Source organism: Lachnotalea glycerini, assembly GCF_003201285.1.
Lineage (GTDB): Bacteria > Bacillota > Clostridia > Lachnospirales > Lachnospiraceae > Lachnotalea > Lachnotalea glycerini.
This window is the reverse complement of record NZ_QICS01000001.1, coordinates 510,831-522,906: the sequence shown is the minus strand read 5'-3', so window position 1 is coordinate 522,906 and position 12,076 is coordinate 510,831. Positions and strand designations below refer to the sequence as shown.

The 12,076-nt window shown below is 36.1% G+C and carries 9 protein-coding genes; 5 read left to right on the top strand and 4 right to left on the bottom strand.

What is annotated here, in order from left to right:
• The first annotated feature begins 3 nt into the window (after positions 1–3).
• Complete coding sequence (locus C8E03_RS02165) at positions 4–642, top strand: precorrin-8X methylmutase (protein ID WP_094375643.1); 639 nt, start codon at positions 4–6, stop codon at positions 640–642.
• Between the two features lies 1 nt (position 643).
• A complete protein-coding gene (locus tag C8E03_RS02160; protein WP_242993343.1) occupies positions 644–1,801 on the top strand; it encodes an N-acetylmuramoyl-L-alanine amidase in 1,158 nt (385 codons plus the stop codon).
• Positions 1,802–1,989: 188 nt separating this feature from the next.
• On the opposite strand, the gene C8E03_RS02155 is transcribed toward C8E03_RS02160, so the two are convergent.
• Positions 1,990–2,775 (bottom strand): sirohydrochlorin cobaltochelatase, encoded by a 786-nt coding sequence (locus tag C8E03_RS02155; protein ID WP_094375644.1) that lies wholly within the window; start codon positions 2,773–2,775, stop codon positions 1,990–1,992.
• Positions 2,776–2,965: 190 nt separating this feature from the next.
• Between C8E03_RS02155 and C8E03_RS02150 the strand changes: the two genes are divergently transcribed.
• Positions 2,966–3,688: an AzlC family ABC transporter permease gene (locus tag C8E03_RS02150; RefSeq protein WP_110290161.1), complete on the top strand. Its 723-nt coding sequence runs from the start codon at positions 2,966–2,968 to the stop codon at positions 3,686–3,688.
• On the top strand, positions 3,679–4,014 hold the full coding sequence (locus tag C8E03_RS02145) for a branched-chain amino acid transporter permease (protein ID WP_110290160.1): 336 nt from the start codon (positions 3,679–3,681) through the stop codon (positions 4,012–4,014). Before C8E03_RS02150 ends, C8E03_RS02145 begins: the two co-directional genes overlap by 10 nt.
• A gap of 2 nt (positions 4,015–4,016) precedes the next feature.
• Here the strand turns inward: C8E03_RS02145 and C8E03_RS02140 are convergent, their stop codons facing one another.
• From C8E03_RS02140 to C8E03_RS02130, 3 genes are all read right to left on the bottom strand, one after another.
• Positions 4,017–5,309 carry a LysM peptidoglycan-binding domain-containing protein gene (locus C8E03_RS02140; RefSeq protein ID WP_110290159.1) on the bottom strand — a complete coding sequence of 431 codons (1,293 nt, stop codon included), beginning with the start codon at positions 5,307–5,309 and terminating at the stop codon, positions 4,017–4,019.
• Between the two features lie 66 nt (positions 5,310–5,375).
• On the bottom strand, positions 5,376–6,674 hold the full coding sequence (locus tag C8E03_RS02135) for a LysM peptidoglycan-binding domain-containing protein (RefSeq protein WP_110290158.1): 1,299 nt from the start codon (positions 6,672–6,674) through the stop codon (positions 5,376–5,378).
• A gap of 113 nt (positions 6,675–6,787) precedes the next feature.
• Positions 6,788–9,934, bottom strand: a complete 3,147-nt coding sequence (locus C8E03_RS02130) for a X2-like carbohydrate binding domain-containing protein (RefSeq protein ID WP_110290157.1) — start codon at positions 9,932–9,934, stop codon at positions 6,788–6,790.
• A 661-nt stretch (positions 9,935–10,595) separates the two neighbouring features.
• Between C8E03_RS02130 and C8E03_RS02125 the strand changes: the two genes are divergently transcribed.
• Positions 10,596–11,981, top strand: a complete 1,386-nt coding sequence (locus C8E03_RS02125; protein ID WP_201798192.1) for a glycoside hydrolase family 43 protein — start codon at positions 10,596–10,598, stop codon at positions 11,979–11,981.
• The last annotated feature ends 95 nt before the right edge of the window (positions 11,982–12,076 follow it).

Below are 12,076 nucleotides of genomic sequence, written 5' to 3'. Positions count from 1 at the left end.
AAGATGAAGATAGAATTGGAGAATGTGCTTCCAAAAGACATTGAAAAGAGAAGTTTTGAAATAATTACCAAAGAGTTAAATGGACAGATTGCAGAGGATGAGAAAGCTTCCATCATCAAACGTGTCATACATACATCGGCTGACTTTGAATATGCAAAAACCCTTATGTTTTCAGAACAGGTGGTAAAGAAGAGTCTGGAGGCTATTAAGAGAGGTGCTTGTATAGTAACAGATACACAAATGGGAAAAGCAGGTATCAATAAAAAATCTCTGGCTAAATTTGGCGGGGAAGTATATTGTTTTATGTCTGATGAGGATGTGGCAGCAAAAGCAAAAGAGAATAAAAGTACAAGGGCAACTGCTAGCATGGACAAAGCAGCGCTTCTTGATAGGGAACTGATTTTTGCAATAGGTAATGCGCCAACTGCTTTAATTCGCTTGTATGAGCTGATACAGGAAATGAAGATTAATCCAGCGCTTATTATAGGGGTTCCGGTCGGCTTTGTGAATGTAGTACAGTCTAAGGAGTTAATCATGAGTCTGGAGGTACCATATATTGTGGCCAGAGGACGTAAGGGAGGAAGTAATGTAGCAGCAGCTATTTGCAATGCGTTATTGTATATGCTTGATGAGGAACGATAACATGAGAAAAATTATAACTATATTATTGGTGCTGTGTCTATCTGTGGGTATGCTTGGGTGTGCTTCTTCCAATAAACAGGCAGATAGCAGCCAGAATAAAAATGCTAATGAAACAGATGATCAGGATAGTGCAGTAACGGATCATACCAATTCACAAAGTACGGATTCATTAAATGAAAATCAGGGGAATAGTAACGATGTGATTACGAAGCAGGAAAGTAATGAGGCAGGCGAAAGCAATGAAGCTGAGACGAATAATACAAGCGAGATTTTGGATGAAGAAGTTTCGTTTACCCAAGTAGATGAAAAAGTATACGCCACTTCAAATGTAAATATAAGAACAGCTCCAAATACGGATAGTGAAAGTTTGGGAATGCTTACAAAATACAAAGCCGTACAAAGAATTGGGATATCAGACGAGTGGAGTAAGGTGGTATATGAAGATAAGGAATGCTTTATAGCAAGTGAATACCTTTCCACAGAAGAACCGGATACGTCAGGTATCTCTTCTTATTATGGAAATGGAAGTGGCCATATTGTTGCAATAGATGCAGGTCATCAGGCTAAGGGAAATAGTGAGCAAGAACCAATTGGCCCTGGTGCATCGCAGACTAAGGCAAAGGTAGCTTCAGGAACGAGTGGATGCGTAAGCGGTCTGGCAGAATATCAATTGACCCTTTCTGTTGCTCTCAAGCTCAAAGAGGAGCTGATTAATCGTGGCTATCAGGTAGTTATGATTCGAGAAACAAATGATGTTGACATCAGCAATGCACAAAGAGCGCAGATTGCAAATGATGCAGGTGCAGAGGCATTTGTTCGAATTCATGCTAATGGTTCGCAAGACAGTAGTGTCAATGGTATTTTAACCATGTGCCAGACCGCCTCAAATCCTTACGTTAGTGCTTTTTATAGTCAGAGTAAAAAGCTGTCAGGTGCGGTTTTGGAGGAGATGGTGGCAATGACTGGAGCAGCAAGTAAGGGAGTCACTGAAACAGATAGTATGAGCGGTATTAATTGGTGTAATGTTCCAGTTACAATTGTTGAAATGGGATTTATGACAAATCCAGCCGAGGATGCCTTAATGGCAACAGACGATTATCAAAATAAGCTTTCTACTGGTATTGCAAATGGATTAGACCGGTATTTTACAAAGGATTAACAAAGCGGACAATAATCCCTCACTCATGAGGGACTTGACCGCTTTGCTGCGCCGAATGCTGTTAGGCAGTGACATTTTCCACCTGCATTCGTGCGCATTGTGTTTTTATTTCATTGGTATCAAACTTTTTACGTTACCACAACAAGGTCTTTCCTATGAACTAAAAAAGAATGTGCAAAGCACATTCTTTATAAATAGTTAGTAGCATCTTTGATATGTTCGATATAGATGTCACGGATTTCTTTCATCTCACCAAGTCCTTTTATTATTGTCTCTACCTTATAACCTTCTTTTAGAAAACGGGATTTCCAGGAATCCTCTTTGCTTCCTGCCATATCGTTTTGGGCATGATCGCCGGCTACCAGCATAAAAGGTAAGAGTATTATTTTAGATAATTTTTCATTTTGGACTAAAGATATAACGTCATCAAGTTCTGGATAACCCTCCACGGTTCCTACAAAAATATTTGAAAAGCCTTGTTGCTTAAAGGTATAGTCTAGGGCAGGGTAAGTTGCATTGGCATAATGTGCAGTACCGTGTCCCATTAATACAAGGGCTTCTGTTTTTGAGGGATTGTAATACTTTGAAATAATGTGAACTGTTTTGATATAATCCGTTGCATCAGAGAGTAACGGTTTACCTAGCTTGATTGATGTAAAATGATCCTTTGCCTGATTAATATCTCGAATCATATTATCATTTTCTATACCATGAATCATATGAGTCGGCTGAACAATCAGCTCTTTGATATCATCAGCTATGATTTGTTCAAGTGCTTTTGATACGGTATCTACTGAAAGATTATAAACAGATTTCAGCTTTTTAATAATCACTTTACTGGTAAAAGCCCGATATATTTTACAGTCAGGGAACGCATGCTGGATACTGTCTTCTATTGCTTTAATATTTTTATCCAAAGTATCTAGATGGCTTGTACCAAAGCTTACAACAAGAATGGCTTTTTTATTTAACATAGGGATCTCCTTTGTAATAACAATTCATATTTTTATGGGCAAGCATGATTGCTTTAGCCAGATATTAAAATATGAAAATGTCTTAATTAATATAATTCATTCTTATATAAGTTTATCATTCGGCAATAGCATTGTCAACGTATGAATCATAATGAAAGGAAATCATTAATAAAGGGAAAAGAGGCTAAAAATGATTGAAATAGATTATGAGAAAGAAAAAACAAATTATGAAGATAAGAAAAAAGCATTTTTATATGCCTTTCCAAAAACGATACCTGTATTAACAGGTTTTCTGGTATTAGGTATGGCATATGGTGTACTCATGCAGTCAAAGGGCTATGGTGTTTTATGGTCGGTTCTCATGAGTGCAGTTGCATTTTGCGGCAGTATGCAATTTGTTGCAATCACGCTACTGACTACAGCATTTAATCCACTTCAGGCACTTTTCCTTAGTATTATGGTTAATGCCAGACATTTATTTTATGGCATTTCCATGCTGGAAAAATACAAGGGCTTAGGTAGAGCCAGAATGTTTTTAATTTATGTACTTTGTGACGAAACATTTTCCATTGCTTCAAGTGATGCACCGCCAAGTGATGTTAACCATAAGTATTACTATTTATCTATTTCAGCGCTAGATTATTTTTATTGGGTTTTGGGAACCTTTCTGGGTGGACTGGCAGGAAATGTTGTGAATTTTAATACAAAAGGGCTTGATTTTGTGTTAACTGCTTTATTTGTTGTTTTATTTCTTGAACAATGGAAGAAACGAGAGAATCGGGCTTCCGGAGTAATTGGTATAATTGCAACCATCATCAGTCTCTTTTTATTTGGTAAAAATAATCTGGTCATCCCTTCCATGATTTTAATTCTTATTATATTAATGTTAAGGGGGAAGAAGGAATGTATTTAACAGCTATACAAACACTTATTATCATTATTGTAATTGCTATTGGCACTATGATTACAAGATTTACTCCTTTTATCCTTTTTCCGGAAGGAAAAGAAAAACCAAAATATATTTTGTATTTAGGTAAGGTGCTGCCCCCAGCTATGATGGGATTACTCGTAGTATATTGCTTGAAAAGTGTTTCCATTTTAAGCAGTACACATGGTGTGCCTGAAATATTTGCCATATTAAGCATTATACTATTACATAAGTGGAAAAATAATGTTTTATTAAGCATTGGTGGTAGTACTTTAATTTATATGATGCTTGTGCAACATATTTTTCAATAACATCAATTGAATTTGTCTGGAATCAGCTTTTCAATTTCGAATTGAGAGTTGATAATCAGCCATAATTGTGCAGTATATATCATGAGATTCCAAAGGCCTGCTCCTTGAAGACTATACTGATTGATTAAATCAACCAAGGAGGAGATCGTTCTTGCATCGACTGACCATACAATATGTTCTGATGTTTCTAATTGAATATAAGTAAAAAAGGGTGATTGGGATACTTCGTCAAATTGTATACTGACACCCTTATCCTGTGCCAAACGCAAGGCAGAGTTTAAGCTTAGAGAATTAGCATAAGAGTTGCCTGGAATATAAGGAAGCTGCCAATCATAGCTAATGATAGAAAGGCCAACTGCAATACTTGTGGAACTTATATTGGTAATTGCATAATCAATAAAGGATTTAATTTTTGCTATGGAATTAACAGGTAAGGGAGGACCATAATTTGTTCCCCAGATAAACTGAAGAAATATAATACCGTTTACTTTCGTGTTTAGTACACTATAATCGATTTTATCAAAGGTTAGTTCATTATTTACGTAGCTCGTGTTTGGATTAACAGTTACAAATAATAATAAGTTATCTTTATCTAACTCTACTTTAAGCCTTTCAATCAGATTTAGATATAAATAAAGACTGTTTGGATTCATATAATTGAAAACAATATTAGTGCCTAAATATCCTTTTTCCTTAATAATTCTTATTGTATTATTGACATAAGCCACAAGATATTCTTCATTTAATAAAATGCTGTAAGCAGTTTCAATATCTGGCTCACCTTGAGCCGATAAAGTGGTAGACATCATAAGTGGGATGGTACCGTAGTCCTTTGCAAGCTGTATAATTTCTTCATCCGCCCAATAAGAAATAATTTTTCCTTCATTGATTGCCCGATAGTTATAAACAGTTAAATAGGTGAGATCGGGTAATGTTTTTTTTAGAGTGTTCTTATCAATATAGGGATAAATGTAGCCTCCTATTGCGATATTACCTGACGTATTATAGCTGATTGTTAATTCAGTACCGGGGATAATAGGAGTATCAGAAAGAAAAGGATTATTTCGAAGCAATTGCATTTGTGAGATGTTAAACTGCTTCGAAATACTTTCTATTGAGTCTCCTTTTTGTGTGATATAGGTCTTTTCAGGATACACAATTACAATGGTTTGACCAGGTACCAATTGTTCCGTAAATTCCAGTTCATTGTCCCGAATCATCTTATCTAAGGATATGTTAAATTTACGAGAAATTGAATAAAGGGTATCGTTTGGTTGTACAACATATATTTCCATATTATAGTCACCTTTGTTTTGATATATTATATGCGAAGCAATAATGAGATTATTATAGAAATCACTTTAATTGGAATCAAATATATTAGGTAGAAATTTATTAATTTCATATTGGGAGTTAACAACTAACCATAATTGCTCTGTATATACCATAAGATTCCAAAATCCTGCACCGTGAAGATTATACTGAGTAATCAAATCACTCAAAGAGGAGATCGTTCTTGCATCGACAGACCATACAATGTGTTCGGAAGTTTCGCCATTAATATAGGTAAAGTAAGGAGACTGGGAAACCTCATCAAATTGTATGACAGCGTTTTCTTCTTGTGCTAAGCGAAGAGAAGAGTTTAAACTTAAGGAATTAGCATAAGAGCTTCCCGGAATATAAGGAAGTTGCCAGTTATAGCTAACTAGTGAAAGTCCTACCATAATCTCTTTAGGATGTATATTGGTTACTACATAGTCAATAAAGGTTTTAATTTTCGTTATTGAATTAACAGGCAAAGGGGGACCGTAATTTATTCCCCAGATAAACTGGAGAAATACGATTTTATTTATAATTTTGCTAATGGTATCGTAATTGATTTTATCAAAGGCTAATTCATTATTGATATATTTGGTATTTGGATTGATGGTTACTAATAATATTAAATTATCCTTATCTAATTGTGTCTTAAGCTTTTGAATAACATTTTGATATATTTCTACACTGCCTTGATTGATATAATTAAAAACGATATTGGCACCTAAGTAGCCTTTTTCTTTAATAATGTTTATTGTGTTTTCAATAAGGATATCTTGATAAGATTCTTTTAATAAAAGGCTGTAAGCTGCTTCAGTATCGGGTTCTCCTTGTAAAGACAATGTTGTACCAAGCATAAGAGGTATGGTACCATAGTCCTTCGCAAGCTGAATCACCTCGCTGTCATCAGAGTAAGTAATGATTTTCCCCTCGCTAATTGCCCGATAATTGTAGATAGTCAGGTAAGTAAGGGAGGGCAAAGTTTTTCTTAATGTATCCTTATCAATATAAGGGTATATATAGCCACAGGTGGTAAGTTTTTCTGTTGTATTATAGCTAATTGTAAGTTCCATACCGGGCGCAAGTGGAGTACTAGTAAGAAAAGGATTATTCCGAAACAATTGCATTTGTGAAATTCCAAACTGCATAGATACACTATTTAGAGTGTCTTTTTCTTGTACGATATAAGTTTTGGCAGGGGACACAATTACGATGGTTTGACCGGGCACTAATTGCTGCATAAATTGCAAACCATTATCTAGAATGAGCTTATCTAAAGGTACATTGAATTTACGAGAAATTGAATAAAGGGTATCATTTGGTTTTACAACGTATATTTCCATTTCTACCAAACATTTTGTTTTTTATATTATATGCTTAAATTTATGGATATTACTATGAAAAGAAAAAATAGAGCAAGGGGTTCTTTGAATTAAGAATCCTTGCTCTATGTTATTTATTTGGGTTCTACTCCCCATTGAAGATTATCTGAAATGTATGCTGTTGCCTGTGTCCACTGAGTGAAGCTTGTAGCTGAAGATAGAAATGAATAATCATTAGATTGTGAATAATTACTCCAATCTGATTTTGCAAACCTTGTCTGCAACACTGCCGATTCACCACTCGAGAGACTGCCAGCAGAACTTAAAAAGCTAATCTCAAGATAACAATCGGCCGTCTCAGTTGGTTCTTCCATAGTTACAAATTTACCAATAACATTAGTACAATCAACATTTGACCAGTCACACCAGAAATTTTGATCAGAAGCATTCTCCTTTGTAAAATAATATCTTAATTTTAAATCAGAAAGCTTAATGGAATCTGATCCATTATTAATAATTTTAAATTGTGGTGCAATAGAAACAGTAGAATCGTTTGTGTTATTGTTAAACATTTGAATTTCCAAATCCCCCTGAACTACAGGAGTTGAAGTTGAAGTGGAATCGGAGATATTAACTTTAAGTATAGCGTTATCGCCCGCATTAAATTCAAAAATCAAACTAGTTGCCCCAGTAGCTAGTTGGGTTAAATATTCTTTTTTAATTATTACAGTATTGTCTTCAAATGTATAATCAGTATCCTTGACTAATGTAGTTGAACCGTTTTTGATTGCATTAAGTGTATTGCCATTTAGTTCTATTGTCACCGTTATGTCTTCCTGCTTATCAATATTTTTATCAAAAGCAGCGATAGCAGGTGAAAGAGTAGCTGAATTGACTTCAGGAGTAGGATCAGGATCAGGTATAACAGTTTCCTCATTCGTATCGCCGTAGACAATTCCTCTTCCATTAGTTCCTACATAAACGCGTCCGTATACTCTTGGATCTCCTGTGATGCTTGAATTAGTAGAACCATATTGATGTTGGTCGTCATTAATTCTTACCCAAGTTTCACCAACATCATCAGAACGAAAGATTCCTCTGACACCATTGATTTGTGCTGAAACATAAAGTGCCATATAATCTTTTCCAGGTGCAGCCTTACCAAATCCTACTACATCTGCTTTTTCTACATTTGAAAGCTTAGTAAAGGTTTTTCCAGAATCAGTGGAATGCCAAAGTCCATATTCTGCGTCGTTATGACCTCCGGCAACCCAAATATCACCTTCGATGCCCGGCATTGCTTTAAGATGTAATGTACCAGCGTTTGATGCACTTAAAATCGTAGCAGTAGTTGTAAATGTAGCGCCGCCATCTGTGCTGACATAAAAGCTTCCGCCTGATACAGCATAGAATTTATTTGAATTAGCACGGTCTGATGCAACGACAGCATTATTTGGAAGACCTTTGCAGGAAGTCCAAGAGCTAGCATTATTTGTTGAATAGCATGGAGTCTGATTGGTAGGTGCCCATACAATTGTGTCGCCGTCTGCTGACATAGCTACATTACCGCCGCCTGTACTGTCAGTACTTGAGGAGGACCAGCAATTAGAACCGGAAAACCAGTTTTTTGCGGTATCATAGGAAATACCTATTCTTGTATTTGTACCTGAATCGGTATTGCCGACTCTGACATATTTATTTGGAGTAAGTTCAGCATAATCCATGCCAGTCGTACTTGAAAAATATGGTCGGATCATCATCATGTCTGGAACCTTAGTTAAATCTTCGTGAACAAAACCCGTAACATCGCCCAGACCGCTGACTAAATGAGCAGTACCAGTGGTAGGACTAATCAGTGAAAGAACAGCCGTTTGCTCTATTCCCAATGTTTTTACAGTGAGATTTACCTTTCCACCATTGTCCCAATCAGTTAAATTATCGGCACTATAGATTGTTGCGCCGGTACTATAGAACATACGGTCGGAATTAAATGGATCAATTGAAATATTGCCTATCATCCAGCCAAGCTTTGGTGATGGTTCAGGAGGAACCGCTTCAATACCAAAAGTCAGCCAAGGTGTTGCTGAGATATCCTGGGTATAGCGAAGAGTTCTGGTTGGGTAACCGTTCCATTCCCATAGGCTAGTCCAAGTGGTGCCACCGTCTGTAGAACGGTAAATATTTGCATCCGGCCACCAGCTATTTAGGGTAGTAACCAATAGAGTATCTGGATTTTGTGCATCTACACTGATGCCTCCATAACCAAAATAATTATCTTCACTGCTAGAAGAAACGGGGCTGATTTGAGTCCATATTCCAGTGTTTGTATCATATTTCCATACATCACCTTTTGTACCGTCATAAGGTCCTGCACCATTACTGTAGGTGACATAAAGGATTCCATCGGAGGATAATACCCCATGATGAGGTAAATAACCATCCTTTGGCTGTCCTGCAACAGCATTCCAGGTTTCACCTCCATCTTTACTGCAAAATACTGTATTTTCAGCTTCCTCACCCTCTGCTGCTTTATTGGCAACACCTACATAAATAGTCTGAGATGGACTCCCTGATTTACCGGTGGAGGAATCAAATGTAACCCATACCACACCAGTTAATGTATCGTCATAGGAAGAAGAATTATCATTAGTGGGAGCAAAATCACCGACTTCAGTAAAGGAACTTACTTGATTCCAGGTCACTCCATAATCTGTACTTTTCCACAAACCATTTCCAGAGCGGGTTCCCATATATAGGATATTGTTGCTATTAGGATCTATTGCTAATCGTTCACCCATAGAGCGCCCCATCATATTGGCACCTACTTTAAAAGGTAATTCAGTAGTTTCCCAGGTTTCACCCTTATCGGTAGAACGTAAAATACATCCATTTGCATCGGTCCAATTATTGGTATATGTACCTGCTGCAATATAAACACGATTCGTGTCCACAGGGTCAGTAGCCATACTGTCACAACCTAAATTATTCCAGTCATCAAAACCAATCATGTCAGTTAAGGGGATCCATCTTTGTGTTTCAGGATTAAACCGATATGCACCCCCCATATCAGTCCTTGCATAAATCAGATCCTTTTCAGTTTCGTTAAAAATCACATTTACAACATAGCCACCACCGCCAATTTCAACATTTTGCCAGGTATAGGACTCCGTTGTAACATCACTGGCGGCATTAGAATTTATGACTGAGCCATTAGGAAAAGTGCAAAGCAACCCCATTGCTGCTATTACACTAATCATAGTTTTTATTTTTCCCTTTATCATTATTTTACACCTCTCTAGTTGCCAACTCTAGCAGAGTATGGCTTATTTGCTTAAATTTAACAATTTATTCAATTATATTAACCCCCTGATATAGTAATGAGATAAAATATAAATTAACCTCCTTTCTGTCGTTTTTAAGTACAAAGTCTGAATAGACAAATGAACAAAGTGACTGTGGATTTTCAATTCATAACCTTTAGAAACTTCTATAAATGGATAAATTGTAAAATATACTCGAATTTTATCATTTGTAAAATATTGTCTAATAATAAAAAAATAAGTATAATTATTAGAAAATAAGCAGTTTGATAAAACCATTTACAGAATATCATATTTATCAAAAATAAAAAATATACAACTTGCATAAATATGTGTGTCGTATTTTGTGTAAAATTCGTCTAAAGTTTTAGAGGAAAATGTCGACAAAAATCCAATAATAAATATAAAGTCGAAAAAGCGCAATGAAATATATTGAAAACTTATTAAAAAGTTTCAAAACATGTTTAAAAATATAGACAAAAATACTATAATATAAATAACATAGAATTTTTAAAACAGTCTGAAAATAAGTGTATTGAGCGGTACAGTCAAAAGTAAAATGCTAAAACCTACATTCTAACTGTGATAGCATTTTGCAAATAAAAAAGAAGGAGAGATATTTATGAGGAAAGGGGTAAAAAAAATGATATGTGCCAGCCTTGCGCTGACACTAATCAGCTCGGTGATGTCATTCACCACAAAACCTGTCGAGGCAGCGTTATATTCAGCGTATGTAATGGGGTATTTTAAGGAGACACCAAATGGTTCGGGCAACAGTCCCAATCTGTACCTTGCAGTCAGTAAGGATGGTTTGAATTGGACACCCTTGAACCAAAACAACTATGTATTAAAGCCGACAGAGGGGACAGGCTATTTAAGAGATCCATTTTTTTTAAGAAAGCAGGATGGAACATTTGTAATCGTGGCAACCGATAACTGGAATAGTGAGTATATTCATATTTGGGATTCTGCGAATTTAACGGATTTTACAAATGAACGTCTGGTGCGTATGAATACATCAGGTATGCATGCATGGGCACCGGAGACCTTTTATGATGCTTCAAAGGGGCAGTATGCTGTTATATGGTCAGGAAATACAGACCGTAACAGAATTTATGTAAATTACACAAAAGATTTTGTTAATTTTACAAGCCCTAAGGTATATTTTGATCCTGGTTTCAGTGTCATAGACGGTCATATGGAAGTGAATGTAAATGGCTATAATTATTTATATTATAAAAGTGAGAAGGATTTCAAATTATATGGTACGAAGTCAACCTCACTGGAGTCTGGAAGCTTTAATTCCAATACTTACACCAGCGGATATGGACCAAATATTTCAGGAAGCCATATTGAAGCACCTATTATAATGAAAAGCCTTACATCTAACACGTGGTGGCTATGGGGAGACAGCTACAATCCAGTTAATGCAGTCTTTTATGCATGGCAGACGAATGATTTAACTTCCAACTCTTGGACTGCGATTGACCGGAAGGACTATAATGCACCATTAAACAGCAAACATGCCACAATAGCAGCCATTACTTTAACAGAGTATAATAATCTGATTGCAAAGTGGGGAGCGCCGGAATGGAACCGATTAAAATCATATAATTATCCGGACAGGTACATTAGACATGCAAACTATACGGGTAGAATTGACTCAGCTCCATTTGACCCGACTTCCAATATGCAGTGGAAGATAGTACCCGGTCTTGCCGATTCGGGAGGAGTATCGTTCCAATCAGTTGATAATCCGTCCATGTATTTAAGACAGTCATCCTACAACGTAGTGCTTGCTTCTAAAGATAACACAACGGCATTTAAAAATGATGCTACCTTTTATATGACAAATGGATTTGCAGATTCAAGCTGGACTTCCTTTCAATCCTATACATATCCGGGTTATTATATCAGACACTCAAACTATGTACTAAAATTAAGCCAGATTACAAACAGCTCATCCGTAACGGATAAGCAAGATTCTACCTTTAAAATTTGCTATTAAACTGCAAGATAAAACTTTGCTGGTTTTTCAAGTGATTAAGGTATTTGTAAAATGTTTCTGCAAGCAGAGTATTTTACTTATTACCAATGTTAATT